Annotated in this window: 17 protein-coding genes; 2 read left to right on the top strand and 15 right to left on the bottom strand. The window is 44.8% G+C overall.

Features of this window, described 5'->3' with window-relative positions; all coding sequences use genetic code 11:
* Nucleotide 1: 1 nt before the first annotated feature.
* The 6 genes from MKX75_RS15610 to MKX75_RS15585 all read right to left on the bottom strand — a co-directional run bounded on the left by MKX75_RS15610 (nt 2) and on the right by MKX75_RS15585 (nt 14,194).
* On the bottom strand, nt 2–7,318 hold the full coding sequence (locus MKX75_RS15610; protein ID WP_339165936.1) for a DUF5695 domain-containing protein: 7,317 nt from the start codon (nt 7,316–7,318) through the stop codon (nt 2–4).
* Nucleotides 7,319–7,655: 337 nt separating this feature from the next.
* On the bottom strand, nt 7,656–9,641 hold the full coding sequence (locus tag MKX75_RS15605; protein WP_339165935.1) for a beta-L-arabinofuranosidase domain-containing protein: 1,986 nt from the start codon (nt 9,639–9,641) through the stop codon (nt 7,656–7,658).
* A 372-nt stretch (nt 9,642–10,013) separates the two neighbouring features.
* The gene (locus MKX75_RS15600; protein ID WP_076333886.1) at nt 10,014–10,997 is read right to left on the bottom strand and encodes a family 43 glycosylhydrolase; all 984 of its coding nucleotides are present in this window, start codon (nt 10,995–10,997) and stop codon (nt 10,014–10,016) included.
* Between the two features lie 28 nt (nt 10,998–11,025).
* Nucleotides 11,026–11,874, bottom strand: coding sequence for a carbohydrate ABC transporter permease (locus MKX75_RS15595; protein WP_076333887.1), 849 nt, complete (start codon nt 11,872–11,874; stop codon nt 11,026–11,028).
* Between the two features lies 1 nt (nt 11,875).
* On the bottom strand, nt 11,876–12,772 hold the full coding sequence (locus tag MKX75_RS15590; RefSeq protein ID WP_339165934.1) for a sugar ABC transporter permease: 897 nt from the start codon (nt 12,770–12,772) through the stop codon (nt 11,876–11,878).
* A gap of 84 nt (nt 12,773–12,856) precedes the next feature.
* Nucleotides 12,857–14,194: an extracellular solute-binding protein gene (locus tag MKX75_RS15585; RefSeq protein ID WP_062834704.1), complete on the bottom strand. Its 1,338-nt coding sequence runs from the start codon at nt 14,192–14,194 to the stop codon at nt 12,857–12,859.
* 244 nt (nt 14,195–14,438) lie between these two features.
* On the opposite strand from MKX75_RS15585, the gene MKX75_RS15580 reads away from it, so the two are divergent.
* Complete coding sequence (locus MKX75_RS15580; protein WP_339165933.1) at nt 14,439–15,521, top strand: GntR family transcriptional regulator; 1,083 nt, start codon at nt 14,439–14,441, stop codon at nt 15,519–15,521.
* Nucleotides 15,522–15,669: 148 nt separating this feature from the next.
* On the opposite strand, the gene MKX75_RS15575 is transcribed toward MKX75_RS15580, so the two are convergent.
* From MKX75_RS15575 to MKX75_RS15555, 5 genes are all read right to left on the bottom strand, one after another.
* Nucleotides 15,670–16,560, bottom strand: a complete 891-nt coding sequence (locus MKX75_RS15575; protein WP_339165932.1) for a chromosome condensation regulator — start codon at nt 16,558–16,560, stop codon at nt 15,670–15,672.
* A gap of 192 nt (nt 16,561–16,752) precedes the next feature.
* Nucleotides 16,753–18,684: a fructose-1,6-bisphosphatase gene (locus tag MKX75_RS15570; protein WP_339165931.1), complete on the bottom strand. Its 1,932-nt coding sequence runs from the start codon at nt 18,682–18,684 to the stop codon at nt 16,753–16,755.
* 273 nt (nt 18,685–18,957) lie between these two features.
* Nucleotides 18,958–19,278: a hypothetical protein gene (locus MKX75_RS15565; protein WP_339165930.1), complete on the bottom strand. Its 321-nt coding sequence runs from the start codon at nt 19,276–19,278 to the stop codon at nt 18,958–18,960.
* Complete coding sequence (locus MKX75_RS15560; RefSeq protein ID WP_339165929.1) at nt 19,272–19,733, bottom strand: class I SAM-dependent methyltransferase; 462 nt, start codon at nt 19,731–19,733, stop codon at nt 19,272–19,274. The genes MKX75_RS15565 and MKX75_RS15560 overlap by 7 nt, the downstream gene beginning before the upstream one ends.
* Before the next feature lie 7 nt (nt 19,734–19,740).
* Entirely contained in the window at nt 19,741–20,649 is a 909-nt protein-coding gene (locus MKX75_RS15555) for a LysR family transcriptional regulator (protein WP_339165928.1), read from the bottom strand.
* A gap of 144 nt (nt 20,650–20,793) precedes the next feature.
* Between MKX75_RS15555 and MKX75_RS15550 the strand changes: the two genes are divergently transcribed.
* Nucleotides 20,794–21,813, top strand: a complete 1,020-nt coding sequence (locus MKX75_RS15550; RefSeq protein WP_339165927.1) for an alpha/beta fold hydrolase — start codon at nt 20,794–20,796, stop codon at nt 21,811–21,813.
* 319 nt (nt 21,814–22,132) lie between these two features.
* On the opposite strand, the gene MKX75_RS15545 is transcribed toward MKX75_RS15550, so the two are convergent.
* The 4 genes from MKX75_RS15545 to MKX75_RS15530 form a co-directional block, all read right to left on the bottom strand.
* Entirely contained in the window at nt 22,133–23,173 is a 1,041-nt protein-coding gene (locus MKX75_RS15545; protein WP_186333623.1) for an NADH:flavin oxidoreductase, read from the bottom strand.
* A 205-nt stretch (nt 23,174–23,378) separates the two neighbouring features.
* Nucleotides 23,379–23,954, bottom strand: coding sequence for a TetR/AcrR family transcriptional regulator (locus tag MKX75_RS15540; RefSeq protein WP_076333894.1), 576 nt, complete (start codon nt 23,952–23,954; stop codon nt 23,379–23,381).
* A 124-nt stretch (nt 23,955–24,078) separates the two neighbouring features.
* Nucleotides 24,079–24,642, bottom strand: a complete 564-nt coding sequence (locus tag MKX75_RS15535) for a GNAT family N-acetyltransferase (RefSeq protein ID WP_076333895.1) — start codon at nt 24,640–24,642, stop codon at nt 24,079–24,081.
* Nucleotides 24,643–24,932: 290 nt separating this feature from the next.
* Nucleotides 24,933–25,178: a hypothetical protein gene (locus MKX75_RS15530; protein ID WP_091021024.1), complete on the bottom strand. Its 246-nt coding sequence runs from the start codon at nt 25,176–25,178 to the stop codon at nt 24,933–24,935.
* Nucleotides 25,179–25,187: the final 9 nt, after the last annotated feature.

Raw genomic sequence — 25,187 nt, 5'->3', positions numbered from 1 at the left:
ATTACAGCTGCAAGAAAATCTTATACAGAACCTGAGCAGCTTCTGCTCTGGTTGTCGTTCCGCCAGGACTCAGGGTGACATTGCTTCGCCCGTTTATGAACCCCATTCTAACCATTGCAGCCATGTCATCAACTGCGTACTTTGCTACATTTGCCGCATCTGTAAATTTCTTGAGATCCTCAGCTGAAGGGGTCTGCTCGGTTTTGCCCACTGCCCGCAAAGCCCGCATGGTCAGCACAGCCAAATCTTGTCTAGCAATTTCCGTTTCCGGATAGAAGCTGCCGTTTGAACCCAGGGCGATCCCGAGTGCTTTGGCGATTCCGATTTCCTCATAATAGAGGTCTGTTCGCTTCATATCACTGAAGGTGGTGTTTAACTCTGCTTTGAGATCCAGTGTCCTTACCAACCAAGCTAGATACTCACCTCTTGTGACCTTTTGCCCGGGACTAAAGCTTGTTGCTGATGTCCCGTCGATGATTCCTTTGGACGCCATTGTTTCAACCGCTGGTGTGTACCACGAATCCTTGATGACATCATTGAAGAACTTCTTCGTATAAACAACGGCATATTGACCTGTGTTTGCCGCTGGAAAAACCATGGCTTGTAGAGCACTGTCGTATTTGCCATTCAGCAACTGAACAAATGTACTGTTTGCAGCCACGTACGAAACTGTAAGGTATTTGGAATTGGCCAATTCTTCAACATCAGGAGTATAAGGCAGTCTGATTTCAACCGGTGCATTCAAGGTTGCCATTTCTTCTCCATCTAATTGCACAGCGAATGCAATAACAGGTCTGCTGGCTATCACTGATTTTACATCTGAATGAAGCTTTACAGTATCTAGCCGGCTCAGTGACAGTTCCACATTTTTGGCACCTGATACATACTTCAGCAAATTAGAAGGTACTGCAACGGTTCCAAATTCCGTATTAATCTCAATCTTGATGTTGGTATGCGCTGCGGTTAGTGCAGCTGCAGGAAGATCAACCGCATAGGAATTGGCACCCTCTGCTTTCGGAATGCCCACCATGATTGTTTTAATATTACTGCTACTCGCCTTTACATGCTCCAGAGCCTTATTAAGATCTTCCTGACGGATGGGTGCTCCTTTAGCTTTACCGGTTTTGGTATCCGTCTTCGGTGCCACAATCTTAATCCAATTTCCTTCGACTTTGATGTTTTCAGGAGCCGGTGAAGGTGTGGTCACTGACACAGGAGCATCCGTTGACGGCGGTGTTTCCGTAGGCTTCGGATTGATTACTGGATTACTGATAACGACAGTAAGGGATTGGCTCGCATATTGAGTTGCCGTTTCTTTATATCTTACTTCGTAGATTCCGTTACCAAGACCTGTAACCTCTGTGCCTGTGATGGCATTCCAGCTGCCAGCGTTCACTCCTACTTGCCGATATTCCATTACAGGACTTACACCAGTGATCTTACCATCCTTGGCCCCGGCTGCACGGACATTTACAGCCTTGACCTCTGCACTGGACGGCGGACTTTGCTCCTGCTTGGTTCCGTCAGGTACGACGATCAGGATAGCAGGACTTGGATTGCTCATATCCGTCCCGGCGTACCGGAGCTCGTAGCTGCCGGCCTCTAGGCCTTCAATGCTGGTTCCACTAACCGGCATGTAACCACCTTGATCCGCTTTTCGGTACTCCATATCGACAGTCACATTTTCAATTCTGCCATCATTCCAGCCTGCCGCTGTAGGCGGTGTAATGACGAGTCCTTCCGCTGTTGGTGCCTCTCTATCTGCCTTGGTTTCATTGCGAATGTCCACGGTTACCGGCGGACTTGCCTTTAGGCTCTCTGTGGCTGCATACCGGATCTGATAGCTGCCAGGCTCCAGATCGTTGATACTTGAACCTGTAACAGGCGTGTAGTCCTCTTCGCCCAGCTTCCGGTGTTCCATCGTATCATCCAAGCCCTCAATTATGCCTTTTAAGCCGGTATCCGAATTGGCGTGTGAGATCACCCACCCACTCGCATCGGGTGAAGCCTGCTCCTGAGTCTGCCCTTCCGGAATAACGACTTCTTTATCCAGGCTGGCGCTCAGCGAACCGTTCTTCATATACCGGACATAATATTTACCGGCGGTGAGACCTGTGACCTCAATTCCTGCAATTGCAATATATTCTTCTTCGCCTTCCTTCCTATACTCCATTTCTGTTGTCACACCGATCAGTTTGCCGTCATCTCCATCAGGAATGGACGGTGCCACACCGGCCGGTGTTACTGGAGCCTCACGATCAGGACTGGGTATGGCCTGGTGAACTTCCCATTCCCATAGGCCTACACCGTTATCGCCTGCCCGCGATTGTTTGGTCAGGGTAACCCGCACTGCCTTTACATTCAGCACCGAGTCAAACGTGTAAGGATTGGAGGATTCCGCTGGAGTATGTTCAACCACTTTGATTCCCTCCGTAACCTTACCCGCTGTTACCCATTCATCAGTTGCGCTATCCGCCGGGATGTAGGAATATACAATTTGGGTAGGCGGCTTGATTCCGCCGCCATCTGACCACAGCACCAAATTCGAACTCCGGATAGATGTACCCTGCGGCCATTCATATTGCACCCACTCCTCTGCGCCTTCATGACCCCAGGTTCCCCAATGCGAAATGTTGTTGCTATCCTTCCTTCCATCGTTCACTGCCGCCAGACTCTCCCAAGGTGAGGTGTAGCTGGAAGAAGCATTCGCGAGGAAAGCCATATTGCCGTCATTCGGACTCAGCAGTCGTAAATCCGTCAGCAACTTCTCGAGCGCCAGGGCAATTTCCTCGTCTGTGGCATTCATATTCTTGATCACAGCAGATGCTTCTGTCTTCGCCACTTCGATTGGCGCAAGACCTGGATCTGCAAGGTTTGAAGCATTTAATGTATTTACATAGTTATAGACCTTGATCAGTTCTGTCTTATCTACCGCTCCGGTATAGCCGTATACCTTCCATTCCAGAATGCCACTGCCATTAACGGAAGGCTTCATGTCCATACGAACACCTGTAATATAGGCTGGCTCAAAGGTCGTTGTATTGTATTTATTAAGTTCATTGCCCAATCCCTTTATGTCCCGCGGGGTATACCATTTCCCATCTTCGCCGCGAAGCATAAGCTGCATATCCTTCGGACGGAAGTTCCCGCCGCCGTCTTGAAATACATATACATCCATGGATGAGGCCAGGAATGGCTGATCCCATTCATACGTCACCCATGCTGGATCTCCTTCTCTACCCCAGTTATGCCAAGCACTGTTGGGGGCACCTCGGTTCGGAGAGAAATCTGCCGAGCTTTTAGGTTCAATGCCGTTATTCATCGCTTCCGGATATCCGTCGCCACCAGAGAAGCTAGCGGAAGCCTTGGCTGTCAGCGCCGCATTTTGCAGCTCAGTATTCACGACATGTACGGTAGCCCATACCTCCAAAGCACTTCCATTGACCGTTCCTCTGGCTTCTAATTGGCCTACACTAGCATAGCTGCTTGGATCAATAGCATCCCAAGTGATTTCCTGCTCTAGATACCCTTCCTCTGACAAAATATAGATTTGTCTAGGAAGTTCTGGTTCAATATCCTTCTTGGTCACTACGCTTAATGCCCGGTAAACGTCAACGGTATCTTCCTTGATCTCTATCGTTATATCCTTGCTGGCCTTCTTATCTCCGTCTGCCGCACTGAAGGTAAACGTGTAGGTGCCTGCCGTACTTACACGCGCATAGGCTGCTGCTTTGTCACCATCCACAAATGAAATGTCCGCTGAACCTTCAGGCTTTTGCTTGACGGCCCAAGTGTACTTCAACTGGGGTTCTTCTGCCTCGCTATGCACAGGGTCAGGAATGGCCTCCCCTGACAATACTACGATACTGTTATTGGAAACATCCTGAACCGCAGTCACTTGGCCAATTGCTGGAGGCTGTTTATCCGGCGGTGAAGCCAGCTCGATGATGATTTGGCTGGAGCCAATCAGTTGTCCATCACTTGCACTAAGCTTAACCGTATACGAACCTGCTTTGGTACCCGTAGCCTGTGTAATGCTTGCTTTCGGATGAGTAAAGGTTAGCTTGCCGCCTTCCGGAGCGCTGACCACTTCCCATTGATAAGATAGAGTCCCTTTAGGCGCGCCATCATCGGTTACAATCCCATTCAGCATAAATGGAATTAACGCCTGTGGATGTTGTGTCGCCAGCTCTACAGTAATTTGCGGAGCTTCATTTTCGCCGCCGGCTGACTTTTCAATGATCAATTCAGCACGCTGCACGCTACCCATCTGAAACATGGCAACGCCTTCATTGTTCTGAACATAGAACTGTCCGGCAGCTGCACCATCCAGCTTCATGGTATAGTAGCCATTCTCCATCCCCACTCCATCAAACAAAATCCGTGAAGTATGCTCTTTCCCTGATGGATTCAGGAGCTGAAGTGTAAAACCCTTACCATCTTTTTGAATTTGCGCGCTTTCTACTTTATCACTTTCCAGCTCCAAATAGATTTTCTCATCGATCAGATTGATCCGTTTGCCGAAACCGTCTTTCGGCGTAATGTTGTAGCTGTCTCCTTCGTCACTCACCAGCGCTCCATAACCAAACAACCCGAATATCGGATCTGTAACAATATCAGAGCTGATGCTGAGAAGGGAACCATAGAGGCCTTCTTCAGATTCACCCGAAAAATCATTCCAGCCGTTACTCATGACGCGTGAGCCGCCATCGTATACGTCCTTCGTACCTGTACCTCCTTTATACATCGAATATCTCCAAGAGGTACTGCCAACTGAATTAGCCGAAATCTGTCCCATATTGACGGCATTGAAATTCGAAATCTTCGCGGCATAATTTCGCTGCTGTGCAATGGCCTTCTGCTCCACCGATCTGCCATCATTCTCATACCTTAACCAGTCATCCATAATGTATCCTGCCAAAGACGCAGTATATTGGAAATTCCACCAGCCTTCACCGCCGCGGAAAACGGGCACGGAATAATGGAACCAGGTAGGCTGAATCCCGCGCATGGCACGTGTTTTCCAATCGGCCATTTCCATACTTTTCTCTGCTGCACCTGTAAGTGCGTCTGCTGGATAGTACGTGCGCAGTGCTTTCGCTGCTGCATAAGCCCCTTCTTCGCCAGTATTGTCATATTCAAATTCCGACCCGTAAGGATAAGTGGCTCTAGTCATATTCCGTCCCTTGTCGAGGGCGAACTTTTTCTGCAGATTGGCTGACTCGGTCTGCATCCCCTCTTCCTTCAGTGCTTCAATCATATGCGGGATTTGCTGCTCGCCATAGAATCCGATGGCCCCGGTGGAAACACGCTTATAGTAGATGTTATAAGCTTTCTCCAGATAAAACTGAGGCGATTCCCGGTACTCGATCAGATTAGGATAAGCCTTCTGAATCCGGTACATGTTGAAAAATCCGGTAGCTTCCATGATTTCGGAGAACGTACGTGTATAAGGCTTATCTTTGTCGGTGTACGCTCCAGAATCTTTCAGCCAGTTCGCAACGATGTAGCTATCCTGCGTATTCTTCATGTATCGTTCCCACATGAAATCAATCAGGTATGTCTCGATAGAGCGAATTTCATCGGGACTTGGAGCCAGATAGTTCTTCATCGTCATGAAGTTGATGTTATCATGGCTCCAGTCATCCCCCCAATGGCTTGTATTGAGATCGATGCCACTTGTAAGATACCAGTCGAAATAGTTACCATAAGTCGGACTTTCCGGGTTCTTATCCTGTGTTTGCTGGACCATGAATTCGGAATGGGCATCCGAGATTGCATCCAGCTCGGCTAGAACATTAAATTCAAATTGAGTGAATTTATCCACCCATTCGTTGCCGTCCTTCAGCTTATATTCGATACGCACGCTGTTATTGCCGATCGAATCAAACTGAAGCGAATAGATGTGATGCTGTTCACCATTTACGATCTTGGTCTCCACAAACTCAACCGACTCGTTGTAGCCAGGGTTCCCGTCAGACAGTCCACGTCCGGCCCGCGAGTTGTCAACCATTTCCTTTCTGCTCTTCCCAGGCTTGATATCCGGAATATGCGCTTCATCAAACGGATCATTCTCTGCCACATTTTGAATATCGATGGATTGTACATCAACGATATTGTCGTCATAGTGCAGGTCTAGCTTGACAGGCATATTGATTGCAGTCTGGAAGCCCGGCACCGCTACGGCATCAATCATGCCTGATTTATATAGGATGGACCGCAGATTGGCTTCACGGTCTTCCATCGAGGTCGAACTGTTATTTGGGCTTTGGGCACTTTCCTGTGGCGTGTTGTCTCCTCCACGGACTGCTGAGAATTTGAACTTATACGTCTTGGACTCATCCGGTCCTAGGACGAGGCTGGAAGCATCAGTGAAGTATCCGCGTCCCGTTTTCTGGATTTCTTTGGAGTGAATATAGAGCACGTTCAGCCCTGGATACCAGCCGCCACTGTCTCCTGTCCAGTTCTTAAAGGTATCTGCAGCACGTCGCTCTCCTGCTTCATGCATCCAATAATCCACATACTCGATTCGAGCGCCGCTCTCCGGCACCGGAGTGAAGAGCATGAAGTTCCCCTCACCACTGGTGCGGATGGCATAAGAATACCCACTGTCAGCACCTGCGAAATTATGAACCGTCACACGGTCATCATAGGTATCGGATAAGGTCTGATATTTATTATTCCAAGGCATCGGCAAGCCGATATCCCCGAATTCGATATACTGATTGCTTTTGTTCTTCACCGTAATTTCCCAAAGCATTGAACCATCATCGGTTTCCATATCAAAAACGGATTTCACATCGAAGCCCTTCATTACCCGCTGGTCTGTAGAATTCAGGTTCTGTCCAATAAAGTTGACTTCTACCTTCTTGCCGTCTGCTGATGCGGTCTTGTTCATATAGGGGTTATCCGGATTAATGGTCGAGACTTGTGTAGATCCCCCGGCAGCCAATGTTTTATTGGTATCAACTTCTACAAAGCCGTCCCTGTTATCAGGGAATTGTCCATTGGCACCCGTACGGTAAGAGAAGATCAGTTCCCCCATCCATTGGTGCTGGGTACCATTCTGCGGCGATGTAGTGTTAGGCAGGACGAAATTGATTGGCTTCCCCTGTTTATTGGTAGGATTGTTGTTGATATAGAGCTCTTCAATCTGACCTAAGTCGCCGACTTTGGCCGACAGGCTGGCATTGGAGATACCAGTCTTTACCGCAGCCGTCGCGGCCCCAGGCAAAGCACTAACCTGCAGCGGCAGACTTGAAAATGCCAGGAGCAGCGCAATCATGAGCGGCTTCCACTTCTTCGAAATCATTGTCATTATAACCTCCTGTATATATGTGATCATATCCATTAGGGGTTTAATTCTCTTAAACCGGTAAGTATAGTTTCTTTTACGAAATACCTTTGACCGATCCAGCGAAAATGACGTTCATTCTTTCGTCTAAAGTAGAATCTCTAAGTCGATTGTTAAGATAATCGAATCCTATAACCGTTACTCCACTGAGGTGCCGGATTGGACTCGCCCATCCTTCATTTCATCCCCCCGCCCATTTGTCCGCTCATCAAAGATCGCGTTATCCTACAGCGCGTATTGTGGGTCTGTCGGGAGCTTTCCTTTTGCATACCTTATTACAGCAGCACTAGTAGACTTCTACTTATTCGCTTTCGCGAATCCAAACGCTCATTTCTCCTTCATCCCGATTGGCCCAAGTGAAGTAAGGAATGAACCGAAGCTCGGCAGGCTGTGTATCCCAGTGAACATCACTGCGATACAGATGTATTCCCCAGTCTTCTTGGGATACGATTCTCTGCCCAATGGTTGTAAGAGCCGGAACCCCTAGAGGTATCTGTTCCCCGCTACCGATATGAAACTCGGCATCCCGGGGCAACTGAATGCGATGCAATCCGCGGCCATTGTCGACTTCTTCGAGACAGTACATAAACGGTCCCCGCTGGATGGCTACTTTTCCGAAAGTGGCTTTGATGTGATCATGCCCTTTCATCCGCAGCAACTCCATAGGGAAGTGAAGTTTAATCTCATCACCGGCATTCCACGATCGGGTCACTTTTATGTAACCGTATTCAAAAGTAAAACCATCCTGTTCGCTCTTTTCCCCGTTAATCCATAGCTCGGGAATCTTGCACCAGTCCGGCTTTCTCAGAGCTATCGTAAATTGCATTCCCTCTGGGGAATCAGGCCGAACGATCAGCTTCACATCTCCAGTGGAGGTATAGTCAGAGTCCATGGTTAAGGCTGCTCTCCTACCCTCAAGTGTGAATTCCCCTTCCCCTCCGATGTACAATTGTACATACAACGTAGCCTGTTCCACAGCCGGGGTATATACATATTGATCCAATGAGGCAAGTAATCGCGCAATGTTCGGCGGACAGCAAGCACAACCAAACCACCCTTGCCGGCGTGTTCGCACGTGGGCATAATTAGGATTTACACGTTGCATCTTCGGATCGACTTCAAGCGGATTCACATAGAAGAAACGTTGACCATCCAGAGACATTCCACTAATCACCGTGTTGTACAGGGCTCGCTCCATAACATCTGCGTACCGGCTATCCTGCTCCATCTGCAGCATGCGCTTCGCCCAAAAAATCAGGCCAATTGAGGCACAGGTCTCTGCGTAGGCGGTATCTCCAGGCAGATCATAATCGCCTGTAAATGCTTCTTCTTTGGCTGATGAACCAATGCTTCCCGTAATGTACATTCGCTTGCTTACGATGTTGCTCCACAACCGTTCACAGGCTTCTTTCAGCGATGTATCCTCCGTCTTCGCAGCTACATCTGCCATAGCCGCGCACATGTAAACCAGTCGAACCGAATGGCCTTCTGCTGTCGACTGCTCCCTAATAGGCAGATGGGACTGCGAGTACGTGTGCCGGTGAACCATATCCAACTCGCCAAAATGTATGGTACGGCCTCTTTGCTCCCATTCCTCTACAAAAAAATGCGGACTCGCTCCCCGCTGATCCAGAAAATAACGGCTCAGTTCCAGATATTTCTCTTCTTTTGTCGTCTCATACAATTTGAAGAGTGCAAGTTCAATCTCCTGATGCCCATCATAACCTGGCAATTGTCCCGGCTTTGTACCAAACACGGTGCCTATATGATCGGCCAGGCGAATAACCACATCCAGCAGCGTGCGCTTGCCCGTGGCATGATAGTACGCCACACCAGCCTCAATCATATGTCCTGCACAATAAAGTTCATGACACTCGGCGAGGTTCGTCCAGCGCGCCCCAGGTTCACGCAGGGTGAAGTACGTGTTCAAATAACCATCGGCTTGCTGTGCCCGAGCTATGGTCTCAATAACAGAATCCACGAGGGCTTCAAGTTCCGGATCGGGTTTCGCGGCGAGCAGGTACGATGCTGCTTCAATCCATTTCGCAACATCACTATCCTGAAAAACCATGCCATAATGAACGCCCTCTTCATCCCCTGCAGCAATGCGGAAATTGCGTATGGCCCGGCTTGGTTCAGCTCCTTCGATACGGTCATTGAGCGCTTCCCATTGATAAGGAACAACTACGTTGCGGACCAGTTCAATATAATGCGACCAGAATGGATCATTGATTTTATGGCTATACCCTAATGTCTGTGGATGGTGCGTGACGTCTGGCTTTGTCATGGGAACCTCTCCTTGTTCTTTTCTGATAACCTTATTTTACAAATCATTACATCAAGCTGAAATCATCATTTCCAACTGAAATTTACATAATTACAACCTATAATAAATTTGAAAACTGTGCAAAATTTAGGCTGCCTGTTAAGATTTGAATTAGCGACTTTCAATAGGAATATGCCAGGAATAATCGTAAGCTGAAGACAACCTACAACTATAGATATTTCATAACGCTCTCGGGTAATTCGGTTCGACGCATTATCTGTTGAGCGAAGTCGAAGGCACCCAGTAGGGTGCCTTCGATGTTCTAACTGTCTCTCTTTGGCAAGTTGGATAAACGAACTCCAATCCATCAATCAACCTTGTTGGGACACTCGTTCACTGTACAGAACGTGCAAGTGCTGCAACAGAGCCGCGGAAATCGGGTTTGCCGTCAGCCGTCCACAAAAGCTCCGTCACAAATGTATGGCGATTCGGATCGTACAGCGGATCTCCTATAATGTTCTTGTACGTTCTTGCGTGGAACACAAATAGCGTCTCTTCGCCGTCTTCTGACACCGTGAAGGAATTATGACCGGGACCATACATTGAGATGCTCTCATCTGTCGAGAAAACCGCTGCTTGCGACTTGCGCCATGAGGTGGCATCGAGCAAATCAGCATCCGCATCGGCTTCAAGTAGGCCCATGCAATAATTGAAATCGGTGGCGCTAGCCGAGTAAGAGAGGAATACCCGATTACCCTTGCGAAGAAATGCCGCACCTTCGTTCACTTTATAACCAATGATTTCCCAGTCATACTCCGGCAGCGAAATCATCGTTTGCGGCCCAGTCAACGTCCACGGATTGCTCATTTTAGATATATACAGATTAGAGTTACCTTCAATATTCGGATCCTTTTGTGCCCATACGTAATAACGGCTTCCATTATGCTCAAAGGTAGTGGCATCGAGGGCGAAGCTTTCCCACTCGGTACGAACTTGCCCTCTTTCCGTCCAAATGCCTTCGAGCGGATTGGCATTTTCATTCTCTAGCACGTACATCCGATGGTCGAACAAGCCTTCATTCGTTTCCGTCGTGTGTGCGGCAGCGAAATACACGTACCATTTGTCATCAATAAAATGCAGTTCGGGTGCCCAAATATTAGCACTAAGGATACCGGTCTCGCGCTTTCTCCAGATCACTACAGGAGTTGATGTAACAAGCCCCTCAAGGTTCTGGGCTCTACGGATTTCAATCCGATCATACTCCGGAACGGATGCTACGAAGTAATAATAACCGTCCGAATGTCGGTAAATAAAAGGATCAGCTCTTTGCTCAATCAATGGTTGAATGTCGTGTAACGCTCGTTGTTGGATTTCCATCGTATCACCTGTTTCATCATAATTTACACTACCCTTTGACAGCGCCTGCAGTCATACCGTCTATGAAATATTTCTGAAAAGCAATGAACAGTATGAAAATTGGAATGATGGAGAAGAAGGATCCTACGATCAATAAGTCATAGTTATTGCCATAAGGAGTTAACAACGTTTTCAAACCGATTGGAAGTGTATATTTACTCTGATCTCCGAGCACCATGAATGGCCATAATAGATTATTCCAGCTATTCATACCATTCAGAATGGCCATTGCTGCAAAGGATGGCTTCATAATCGGCATAATTAGTCTGAAATAAATCGCATACTCGTTTGCGCCATCAACCCGCCCAGATTGAATAATCTCTTTGGGTATGCTTCGTAGATACTGCCTGAAGAAAAATATTGTCGCGGCATTGGCTATACCGGGCAAAATGATTGCCGAATAGCTATTCACCATTCCCAAATCATTAATTAGGCTGTACAAGGGAACCAGCAGTATTTCGAAAGGCACCATCATAATGAGCAAAACACATATAAAGAGGAAGTTCTTACCTTTAAAATGATATGCTGCAAAACCATATGCAACAAATGCGCTTACAAAAAGTGTTAAAACCACTTGAACGATTGTTAAAATCATACTGTTCCAAAACCACACAAAATAATCATGTTGTCCAGTAAACAGATAGATGAAATTATCAAAACTCATGATTTCAAAATCCAAACTTAGGTTAAGACCATATCTAACTAATGATTCACCGGGTTTAAAGGAAGATAGGGCCACTGCGTAGAATGGGATCATAATTATAACGAATAGTATAATGAATAAACAAATAATTACTATTCTAGAGATGAAATCACTCCTCGTCTGACTTCTGCCCACTTTAATCCTCCTCCTTTTTGAACATTCCACTAAATTTCAACTGCGTTAAATTGATAACCATAGCAATGACTAACAGAACGATACCAACTGCAGCTGCGTAACCCAGCTTATTCTGCTCAATCCCTTGTCTATACAGGTATCCAACAATGGTTAAGCCAATATTTTTGGGTGAATTGTTACCGTTAAACATCATCAGGCTCTCGGTAAACATGGCTAAACCTGCATAAACACTAATTGTCGTAACATATACCGTGGTCGGCTTCAATAATGGCATTGTGATCGTTCTAAACTTCTGACAAGCAGATGCCCCGTCAATTGAAGCAGCCTCATAATATTCATTGTCAATGCTTTTCAAACCGGATAGATAGTAAAGCATATTAACACCTGTCCATCTCCAACATGCGAGGATTAACAGCGCTGCCATACTCCAATTTCCGTCTTTCAAAAATTTAATAGGCTCTATACCAAATAGACCCAGGAAAGTATTCATTAATGAACCTTCCATTTCACCGAATGTAAGGCGGAAAATGGTACCCGCAACTGCGACAGAAGTCAATGCAGGGAGAAAGAACGAAGATTTAAAAAACTCTCTTCCCTTCATTAACTTACTGTTGATCATAACGGCGAATAACATGGGAAAAGGAATTAACAGCACTAAGGTTCCTAACATGTACACAACGCTATTTTTAATAGATGTCAAAAACACTTTATCAGTAAGTAATTTCGAATAATTCGCTTCACCAATCCATTTAGGATCCTGTCCTAACATTCTATCTTGAAAGCTCATTACGAATGAATTTACAAGTGGAAAAAACCAGAATATCAAAAATATAAGTATAAATGGCAGTACAAAAACATAAGGCGCAACTTTTTGAGAGTATACAAATTTCTTTATCATATTCTCAATCTCCCCTGACTAAGGTTAAACCTGCCGACCACTATACCTGCCGACAGGTTTAATCAAATCATTTACTTATTATATTTATTTCAATTCTTGTTCAATTGCTGCTTGTGCTTCATCCAAAGCTTCCTTCACGTCTTGGCCATCTTCAAAGATAGCATTCAAAGTTACCGTATTGAAGATATTGCCGATGGTTGGTGAGGCTTTAACGGACTTAATCGCTCTAATTTCGTCCTTGATTTCATTCAAAGTATCAAATGCATTTGTTTTAAAGTATTGGACGTATTCATTATCAGGGTTTTTCGTAACTGCATCATCTTTCCATACTTCCATGTTGATTGGGTCAAATCCAAGTGTATTCCAGATTTCAGTAGTAGCTTCTTTTGAAAGCTTAGCAAAGGCTACAAATTCTTTTGCCAACTGAACGTCTTTACCATTCTTAGTAACAACTGTGCCAGTACCGCCTAAGCCAACGGAACGAGGATTACCTTCTTCAAATACAGGCAATGGAGCTATTGCATACTTACCTTTAAGGTCTTTCATTTCGTTTACAAAGCGGGACATATACCACTCAGGCATCAATGCACTTGCGTAGTTGCCTTTGTTGTATTCGCCTTTTGCTTCTTCTGTGTCGGGTTGTCCGCCAGGGATCGTATGAATAACATTGTTCTTCTGCAGATCGACTAACATTTCATACGCTTTAATCATTTCAGGCGAGTTCACTTTTGGATTACCATTTTCATCTGTAAAATCAGCGTTTTGCTGAGCTAGCAGCAGCGATGCTTGCCACGTAGCTGATGTATCAGCAGTACCTAAGTACTTGCCAGTCTTTTCATAAACCTTGATACCTGCTTGTTTGTAATCTTCCCACGTTTTGATTGTCTTGTAGTCAACACCTGCTTGCTCGAGAATTTCAGTATTGTAGAAAGCAAGCGTTGCACCTACGTGATAATCGAATCCATAAACCTGTTCGGCTTTGGAATAAATCTCGACACGTGAAGGAACAACCACGTCTTTGTATGGTGCAAATACATCATTCAAAGATTCCAGTGGAACGTTGTCACCTTCCAAGAATTTAGGGAATTGACCAAGCTCAATATCCGCGATATCAGGAGCACCTTTTCCACTGGTAACTGCCAACAAGAGCTTGTTGTGCATATCATCATAAGGCATAACCGTTACATTTAACTTAATCTGTTTGTCTGGGTTCTGTTGGTTCCATAACCCCAGCATTTTATCCAAATGCTTGCCGTGCAAATCTACGAATGTCCAAAATGATAATTCTGTTGCATTCTCGCCGGCATTAGCGCCTAATTGCTGCGTTTCCGTTTTTGAACCGGAAGGATTACCACATGCAGTAAAAACAAGTGACATAATAAGGAGTGTAACGATGGAGATTAAAGCACTGCGTTTTTTCATTTGTTCGTCATCCTCTCTTTTTTTGTTATGCATTTGAAAAGTCGGCTGACTAGTTAGTTCTGTTAATTTAAGCGGTTTTGATACACCTTGGCACCACCATCCTTAACATAATTCTAACCTTTCAAAGAAAAGACCCCTTCGCAACAATTTCTCAGATTCCGTATTGTAAGCGCTTTACACGCCGTATTATAATATATATGAAATAAGCTTTATATAACCAATTGATTATAAAATCATAAAGTTTATGGGGAGATGCTACTATTTGAAAAAGCTGGCGCTCTACAAACAAATTCGAGAAAATATTATGCAAAAAATTAAATCAGGGCAGCTTCGGCCAACGGATCGCATTCCTTCTGAGCAAGAACTAATGGACGAATTCAGAGTAAGTAAAATAACAGTCAAGAACGCCCTAACCCTACTAGCTGACGAAGGATTAATTATACGCGTACAAGGCAAAGGCTCATTCGTCTCTTCTAGTCTTGTTGTTTCTAGCATCAATTTCTCACCATCCCCATGCCGCGCGTCCTCGATGCCGCTCATTGGCTTCATCATTCCGACGATGAGAACCCGTGTCATTCAGAAGCTCGTTGACTACACGGAACACTTCTTGCAAGAAGCCGGCCTCAGCATGGTACTAAGTATCACGCGCGAGTCCTCCTCTATCGAATCAAACGTCATTCGTACACTAACGGAGCTCGGTGTGAAGGGGCTGATCGTTTTTCCAACAGAAGATGAGAAGTACAACGAATCATTACTGCGTCTGTCGCTCGATAAATTCCCGTGTGTGTTCATCGACCGCTATCTGCGCAACATTGAGACGTACACCATTACATCCGACAATTACGGCGGTGCGTATAAGGCTGTATCTCATTTGCTATCCAAGAGTCATCAGCAGATTGCGCTCATCTCACCTGAAAATGCCAATACAGCCGTCGAGGACCGCACGCTCGGCTTCGAGCAGGCGTACACAGATCAAGGCATCTCGATTGACAAGCGCTTGTGGTGTCACATTCCTCTCGACATTCTACGCAGCGAGCAAGCATTGGACTATGTAAGCAACTTCTTGCAGAACCACAGTGGAATTTCGGCAGCCTTCTCCTTGACTGAAGAAACAGCACGCCTCACATCCGCCGCGATCAGTCTTCTGAACGAACACTCAAATATCGATTTACTATCTTTCGATAATCCACATCTTTCAGGCGTAGCTTATGTGCAGCAGGATGAACAGGAAATGGCACGAACAGCCGTCAAGCTGTTATGTGAACAGATGGAAGATATTTATTCTCCTAAGAACGCCGTCATTCCCGTGCAACTCATCTTCCCTTGACACGACAAAGGTTGCAGCCAGGCGATAGATAAACTGGGCATAATGACACAATGTTTTTATCCTCAGCTTGGGACAAGACTTGGTTCCTTAAAACAAAAAAGCCGCTAACTTAGCGACTTCAATGGGAATACGTTCTTGTCCTCGACAATTAATATTGTTGGATGCTACCCCATCTGCTTACATCACATTGTCCATAATCATTATCACCCACAGCAACCATCGTACCATCCGATTTCAGTCCAATTGTATGGGCACACCCCGCCGAAACAGATCTAATTTCGTGCCAGCCACTTAGATCGCATTGGTGATGTTTATTCGAACCCACAGCAACCATCGTTCCGTCGGACTTAAGACCAACAGTATGATAACTCCCCGCTGCAACTGCTACAATATCGCGCCATTGGCTTACGTCGCATTCCCCTTCATTATTTCTACCCACAGCCACTACCGTGCCATCCGATCTAAGCCCAACAGTATGAAGATACCCCGCCGAAACAGCTAATATGTCGCCCCAGTCGTTTACGCTACATTGGTTATACTTATTGTTACCAACGGCTGTTACCGTTCCGTCTAATTTTAGACCGACTGTATGCCAGTCACCCGTCGTGACCGATACAATATCATGCCAGCTGCTCACGTTGCATTCCCCTTCATTATTTCGCCCCACCGCAACCACGGTGCCATCTGATCTAACCCCGACAGTACGGCACCAACCTGCCGAAACGGTTACGATATCGCGCCATTCGCTTACATTGCATTGGTCATGCTTATTCCAACCGATAGCAGTTACCGTACCATCGGATTTAAGACCAACGGTATGTGCATTACCGGTGTTCGTAGCCATATGAACATTACTAGCCGCAACTGCGACGATATGGCACCAATCGCTTACCTTACATTGACCGTATTTATTGTCACCCACAGCTGTTACTGTTCCGTCAGATTTAAGAGCAACGGTATGACGACGACCTGCCGCTATGGTACAGTTACGGAACCGTTTCATTTCAAACACTGTTTCCTTCCGTGAATTGTAGCCCATATCTTCCTCCTCTACACCAATTGAAAATCCTCGTTTAGTTCAACTGTAAGTCATAAAGTTTGCTGTTACATCGTACTGTTGCAAAATAAAGGCTCGCACAGACAGGATATTATTACTTCCCTGCCCAATACGAGCGTCTACGACAAATTGCACTCAAATTGCTGATCCGGGTGTGTACTTTTAGCAATCGTTTCATTTCATGTGGCGATAGTCTAATAGATCCTTCAGATTTGAGATTTTCCACAGCAGCTTTTCGCCTACATTGGTTTCTCTCACCAGCTTCCGCGCCAGTTCTTTGTCCACCAATCTTTTTAGAGATAACACGTCCGTTCCGTTACATAACACATCTTCTTTTGAATTAAATTTCTGATGGGCGACAAGCTGCATGCCAAAGGAATTGTATAACAAGGTATATCCAGCAATTCCCGTTGTGGATTGATAGGCTTTGGAAAAGCCGCCGTCAATAACGATCATTTTTCCGTTTGCTTTAACAGGACTCTCTCCACGACTTTCTTTGACTGGTGTGTGGCCGTTAATGACATGTCCATGATCTGGATTCAATTCAAACTCCTGCAAGATTTTTCGACAGATCTCTTCATTTTCACGTAAATGGTAGTAAGGGTTCTTTCTCTCCTTATGTGCATCTTTATCTTGGATAAAGTACCGTTCAAAAGTGGTCATTTCTCTCTTTCCAAAGAGCGAGGAACATTCCCCTGTCCAGATGTACCATACCATATCTGTCGCCAGATCTTCTGTCTCTTCCGGATGCGCAAAGGCGTAACGTAAGTGATCTTCAAAAACATCGAGCAATTGACGGCCTGCATATGTCTTGTCTTCAATCTGCATTTCTTCCATATTTCCTTCTTCATCCAAAGGAATACAGCCGTGGATTAACAAATTCCCGTTGTATTTTAAATAAAGGCTACCCTTTTTCATGAGAAAATTCATATGTCTGGCCATCTTTTCGGAATGCTGAACGGAAAACAGCAGCTTTTCCATCACCTGGCGTTCCTCCTCCAGCAATTGTTCAGGCTTCTGCGGATTTATGGTTGCAAAACAGGTGTTTTCCAGCAGGTACGTTTTACCGCCGATGTTGATTTCATTTTTGTCGTAATCAATCTGCTCCAGCAAAAGTCTTTCAGACATATTAAAGTATGGGCGTCTCTTGATAATCGGGATTTCAAGTTTAAACTGAATCATGGCAATGGCTTGGTGAATTTTGGTGATCTGCAGAATTTCCTGCTCCGATACATTATGGTCAGCCTGTAACTTAGGTCTGAAGGACGGATTGTCTTCATAATATTTCTCCGCCAGGTTTAGCAGTGGGCGCAAATTGATTCCGTATACATCTTCAATGATGTCCAGATTGTCGTATCTGGCGCAGATCCGAATAATATTCGCAAGGCAGACCAGAGAACCTGCATAGGCTCCGATCCAGAGGACATCATGGTTCCCCCACTGTATGTCTACAGAATGGTAGTTGATCAGCGTATCCATAATTTTATCGGGGTACGGCCCCCGGTCATAGATATCTCCAACCACATGAAGATGGTCAACCACCAGGCGCTGTGTCGTATAAGCAAGGCCGATAATGAGATTGTCCGCCTGGCCCAAGGATATAATTTGCCGATATATTTCTTCGTAATAAGGATCCTTATTGTTGGTCGAATCCGTCTTGTATAGAAGCTCTTCCACAATATATACATATTGCTCCGGCAGAGCTTTACGCAATTTTGAGCGTGTATATTTGGAAGAGGCATAAGAAATAAGCTTAAGCATGTGTTCAATTGTTAGTCTGTACCACTGGTTCAAAGCCTGTTTATTGCTCATTTCCCCTATAACCAGCTGTATTTTTTCTTCCGGGTAATAAACCAACGCCGCAAAATCATTGATTTCTTGATCCGTCCAAACCTTCCGGAATAATTCTTTGATTTTCTCTTTGACGGTACCCGAACCGTTTCGTAGTACATGCTGAAAAGCCTGGAACTCCCCATGCAAATCACTGACAAAATGCTCGGTTCCCTTCGGGAGATTGGAGATCGCTTCAAGGTTGATGATCTCTGTTATAATTTTTTCTTCCGTATCATATTTCTCGGCCAATAAATCTAGAAACTGCTCATCCAAAACAGATGTCCCCCTTCAAGGTAGTATGGTGTTGTATAGCCGGGTCCAAAAGCTTTAGACCTATATAAATTTCTGCTCTAAACTTGGTATTGATTATATGGTAATTATCAGCATCGCCTTCCCTCATCATACTCCAGTTCATCATATATGGACAAATTTCAATGAATGGATTTTGAACGAAATAATGTGTTGTAGTTATAAAATAAAAAAGTCGCTATAATAGCGACTTTCAATGGGACGATGTTCTGGTCCCTCGACATTTTTTACTAACTGCTATTTTACACAATGAAAAATAAACGATCTATTCTCAGAATTTGCTTGTTTAAATTCCCAATCCCCATATGTTTTAATTTTTGAAAAACCGATTTGTTTCAGCGACTCATTGAATTCTGCTTGATTTCGAAACCTCAGCTGCATTTTTTCATGAACTAATACTTTGTCAGTTTTAGTATTTTTTACAATTTCATAGAAAGTGTAAATATCTCCCTCAAACCCTTCATATTCTGTATAAATTTCTAAAGGATCTCCGCTTAGTCTATCTTTAGCTAAGTCAGGAGTGTTGTCCTTCTCCCATTCTTCCCATACTTTTACCAAAGGGTTTCTTGTATCAAAAATAAAGTGCCCCCCCCCCTTTTTAGGGATCGGAATACGTCTGAGATTACTCGCTTCCAACTGTCATCTGTAAGAAATACCTGTGCAACATTGGCTGTCATGATTACCGCATCATAGGTATTGGTTTGTAAATCCGCACTATCACCTACAATCCAATCCACATTCCCAGAATTATCTTTACTTCGGGCCATTTCAATCGCTTCTTCATTGGGATCTATAGCGGTAATTTTATAACCGCACGGAACAAGATGAGTAGTCCATCTTCCTGTTCCACAGCCCAGGTCAGCTATAGATTCTACTTGTAATCTCTTTAACAATGCAAGGAAAAATTCATCGTCTTTTCCCCAATGGTTAATCTGGTCGTATACTAATGGAATCATATATTGTCTACTCACTTTCAACAGCGTTTTACTGTGCTCCACAGTTTGATGTCTCATACATAAGCTATTCGGTTTTATTCTCATTCTGTGAACCAAAAATTTCCCTGGTTGCTTCTATAAAAGATAACATGATTGGTGAAAGCCACTTGTCTTTGTGCCACAACATCTGTGTATATACCTGCAAGTCCGGAATTTGCCATGGGAGGACAACAAGTTCTCCGCGTTCAACTTCAGATTCCGCGACGATCTCAGGAAGAAAGGCAATACCGATTCCTGAAATTGCACATTGTTTAATGGCTTCAGCACTTTGAAACTCTAAATATGTAATGTTATCAATGCCCTCTTTCTCAAATGACCGATCAAACATCGTTCGATATGGACACCCCTTCTCATTGGTCAGGAACACTTCATCATGAAAATCTTCCAATTGCAGCACAGTTCGATTGGCGAGTGAGTGATCTGGAGCAGCTAACAATCGGAAATGTTCTTCCAGCAAAGGTTCCACGGAAAGTCCACTCGAACGAATGGGTTCATCCAACATATAAACAATATCCGTGGTTCCCTCAAAGAGCGTTTGCTTGAGTTCTTGGTTCGGCACTGAGCGGAAGATTAGACGAACCCCCGGATGCTGCGAACGAAACCGTTGGAAGACAGGTGGAAGCCGATAGGAGCAAATAACCTCATTCGCACTTATCGTTAAGGTGCCACTTAGTATTTCATTATCATGGACAGCACTACGAGCTTCGTCCATTTTTTCAAGAACACCTTGGGCGTGTGTTAAAAAGCGTTTACCCGCAGTTGTGAGTGCGAGTTGCTTACCCAACCGATCAAAGAGGCGAACACCTAGCTCATCTTCCAATGCTTTAATTTGCATCGTGACGTTGGAAGGAACGTAGCTCAGCGCTTCTGCTGCCCGCGTGAAATTCAAAGTTGTTGCAACTGTACAAAACGTATTCAGTTGACGCAATTCCATCTGATGATCCTCCCTTCATCTTTCAATTTTACTGAATGCTATATTGAATTCTATTCACTTTTATTGAGAGTATCACAGCGTTATAGTGAGCACAAGAGATCACAGTGAACATGTGGTTTTCATTTTGAAGGGAGCGACTATACGATGGACTATGAAATTTTTAATTTGGGTGAGGTACTCTTACAATCAGGAGTGACGTTACCAAATGCTTTTCTTGCTTATAAAACATACGGAAAATTAAATGAACAGAAAGATAATGTTATTGTCTATCCAACGGCTTTTGGAGATCAGCATGTTCAGAATGAATGGCTCATTGGCAGCGGGATGGCACTGGATCCAGAGAAATATTTTATTATCGTTCCCAACTTGCTGGGCAATGGACTCTCTTCCTCTCCCAGTAACACGCCTCCTCCATTCGATCGGGCTAACTTTCCACAGGTAACCATCTATGACAACGTTCGATTCCAGCACCAACTGCTGACCGAAAAATTCGGTATTCAAAAGATTGCTCTCGTCGTCGGGTGGTCGATGGGCGGCATTCAGGCATTTCAATGGGGGGCAAGTTACCCGGAGATGGTTGAACGAATCGCACCTTTCGGAGGCATTGCCAAACCTTGGCCTCACACATTTGTGGTCCTGGAAGGCGTGAAAGCTTCACTGCTATCTGCAGTCGGCTTCGACTCAAGTAAATTAAACCAACTAAGTTCGACAGACATGCGTGCCGTTGGTCGGGTGTATGCGGGATGGGGACTATCACATGCATTTTATAGAGAAGAGCTTTACCGTGAAATGGGATTTGACACATTGGAGGATTTTGTAGCTGGTGTCTGGGAAAATAGCTTTATGAATATGGATCCGCATAATGTTCTGGCCATGTTATGGACAGGACAACATGCAGATATCAGTGCAAACCCCTCCTATAACGGAGACTTTGATAAAGCACTTCAGAGCATAAAAGCTTATGCCTGTATCATGCCTGGAAGCACAGATCTCTTCTGCACAGCGGAGGATAATGAATACGAAGCTAAGCGCATACCTAATGCTGTCTTGAAACCAATCCAATCGATCTGGGGCCATTTTGCGGGTCGTGGAATCAACAATGCCGATAATCAATTTATTGATGACAATCTAAAACACTTGTTGTCACTTAGCACTAATGAATAGATCGTCACTTGCATTGGGAACTCAGTGAAGAGAAGCGTTGATCTTTCGGAGGGAGAGCTCCCCCCAAGCAGTGGTGTTGTTGAGTGATGATGTAGAAAATAAGGAACCAGCAATAATGAAGTTGAGGGCCTTATTCCCATGTTTCTTTTGCATCCTCTGCCAGTCTCATTTCTATGTCTTTCATCTTTAATTCCACCGGATAACTCACTCTGGTTGCCATTACAAACACACCTCCAAGATGATCTCCCTATCTTACGACAAGGTTTCATTCTCTTGAAGGTGTGTTTGATTAATACATATTCCTAGATTATAACTACAATTAAGTAAGTACAGTCATCGCCTCTCTTGTGAATGGAACCAGATCATCAGTACGTCCTTCTTGAATTTTCTTAACCCATTCAGGGTCGACTAGAAGAGCACGGCCTACAGCAACCAGATCAAACTCATCATTCTGAAGTCGTTGTACCAATCCTTCGATACTGGCGTTACTTGCGCCTTTACCTTCTGTGAACAGACTTGTAAAGTCACCATCAAGACCAATCGATCCAACGGTGATTGTCGGTTTACCAGTCAGTTTTTTTGTCCATCCAGCAAAATTCAGATCAGATCCTTCGAATTCCGGCTCCCAGAAACGGCGTGTGGAACAGTGGAAGATATCGACTCCAGCTTGAACCAACGGTGCGAGAAGCTGCTCCAGTAATTCCGGTGTTTCAGCCAATTTAGCCTGATAATCATCTGTCTTCCACTGAGATAAACGCAGTACAATAGGGAATTCCGATCCCACTACTTTACGGCAAGCCTCAATCACTTCAACTGCAAAACGTGTGCGAGCCATCATATCTCCACCATAACGATCCGTACGAGAATTGGTTTTCTCATACAGGAATTGGTCGATCAGATAGCCGTGTGCTCCATGGATTTCAACACCATCGAACCCAACGCGTTTCGCTTCTGAGGCTGCTTTTGCGAATTCCTGAACGATTGTAGCAATCTCAGCTTCCGAATAATCATTAACATGACCTTTGGCTCCCATATGCCAGATCTGTGGAATAATTCGACCGCCAGCTTCATGTACTTCAGATACAACATGTGCCCAACCATTCATTGCAGCTTCGCCATAAAAGTGCGGCACATTGGCTTGATTGGATGCATCCGGATGATTAATTATTGTCCCTTCTGTCACAATAAGTCCCACTGCGTTCTCTGCTCTACGGCGGTAATAGCCCGCAACATTCGAACCCGGGATACCGTCCGGAGAAAATTGACGTGTCATCGGCGCCATCACGATCCGATTGGATAACTTCAAGTGGCCTAACTCTATAGGTTGGAACAATGCTTCTACGGATTGAGAATAATTCATAATAACCTCCACTTATTTCGTTTTATATAAATTGACCTAGGAGATGTTAAACAGCAACCAGCCTGGTTAACAGCTAGACGTTATTTCCAAATGAATCAATACACAATTTTTATCGAAAAGCCCCACCTCCTTCAAGGTTTCGTGGTGTATTAATCCGCCTTTAATTATTTTTGACTTCGTAGTCAAGAATTTCACAAAAAAAAGATCAAGACATGATCATGCCAAATGAAGTACGCAGAACCGTCTCGATCTGTTCACGGGATGAACCTGATTTCTCCATAACTCTCACACCAAGAATGGTGTTATTTAGATAAGATGCAAGCTCTATACTCGTATATCGATTGGACATTAACTGTTGTTTCTGGCCACTACTTATGATCTTCTCTAATACCAGTTGAATCTCTTCTCCCATGAGCTCAGCTTCGCGTGTGACCTGCTCGTCATCTGTTCCGAATTCGAGTGATGCATTCACAATTAGACACCCTTGGCAGCTAGTTTCATCGTCTAAAAGAGAATATCGTAAGGTATCCAGTTTATCAACGGGAGACGAATCCATGGCTTCAATCTCTTTCAGTTTCGCTATAACCTGTTCACGGTAAAGTGCCAGTGCCTTCAGGAACAACGATCGCTTGTCTTTAAAAACACAGTACAAACTTTGCTTTTTGACTCCTGTAGTACGCGTAAGGTCCTCATAAGAAGTTGCTTTGAAACCTTGATTCCAGAACACTTCCATAGACTGGTGTAATACACGATCGACATCAAATTCTCTTGGTCTGCTCATGGGATTAATGTATCAGTTATTGACCATGCAGTCAAGAACTGATCATTTAACATCCTATTTGAAAGAGGATAGTCACAATGGATAAACATAAACGGTAATGTCCTGCACTACCATTGAATGCGGTCTAACTCTTCCGGTAAGCAACCTTGTGAAAAGCATTGATATAACGAAACAGTGCTTCACCATCATCAGGCACATGGGTATTTATATCCATTGGCAGCATCATTGCCTGATACGGCTCTGGTACCATTCTATATTGATGGACATAGGAGGTTAGGATGAACCCGTTGCGTTGCCAGAACTGAATGCGTTCCTGATGAGCCTCCGTTGTCCCGAACTCCGCCTCGATAATCATGCCTTTGATCAGGTGTTCCCTTAACGCCCAGGCTCTGAGCTGTTCCAGCATCCAGGTCCCTATGCCCAACCCGCGCTGCTTCTGTTCAACCGCGAGGTAATCGATGATCAGGATGCGGTCCGCAGCCTTCCCCTCCAGTCCAGTAACAGCCATCGCAACCACTTCACCATGATGCACGCCCGTGTGTAAATAACCAATTTTCCGGTCCAGCATGCTGCGCAGAATCGCTTTTGTCTTAGCGCCGCTTTGAAAAGCCTCGTGATATATTCGCTCCATCCGCGCCCACAATGCTTCATCCCACTCCTCTATAGTCGTAAACTCTAATTCCAGCATCTCAATCGCCTCCAGCTTTTAATTCAGATTTATCGTGATTACCCTTCTCTTGCCTGACGATAGACACTCTACTGCCTAGTTCTTTTATACTTCCTTTGACGAATTCTGTGATTCTGAAGACTGTAGCATGTCTTTAACCTTAAAAGTTTATGTTTTTATTGTTCGCATACCTGAAGTATATTCACAAAATTCATCTACCCTACTCGTTATTGTAATGAAAGCTGCCGACACAGGCAGCTTCATTCTCGTCGTTTATTCAATTATAGTTTCTACGTTATCGTAATAAAGCATTAACTTTTAATATCTTCTTTAGCCTTTTGTCTATATCGAATTATGGAAAGAGGTAAATTAACTACTCCAAGAATAAAAGAAGAGCCAATAGATATCCATTGAGATATTGAAGGATAATTCGGTTTTCCGTCTCCTACAGGTCCTATTTTGGGTTGGTGGCTATCCCACAAAACATATAAGAGACCAACAGCAGGTAACAATATGCAAATTACACTTGCAACTATATGTAACACATACTTGTTCAAGCCTCCCCC

This window comes from Paenibacillus sp. FSL R5-0341, assembly GCF_037975235.1.
Lineage (GTDB): Bacteria > Bacillota > Bacilli > Paenibacillales > Paenibacillaceae > Paenibacillus > Paenibacillus amylolyticus_A.
The sequence above is the reverse complement of the archived record's forward strand: the minus strand, read 5'-3'. Positions and strand labels throughout refer to the sequence as shown.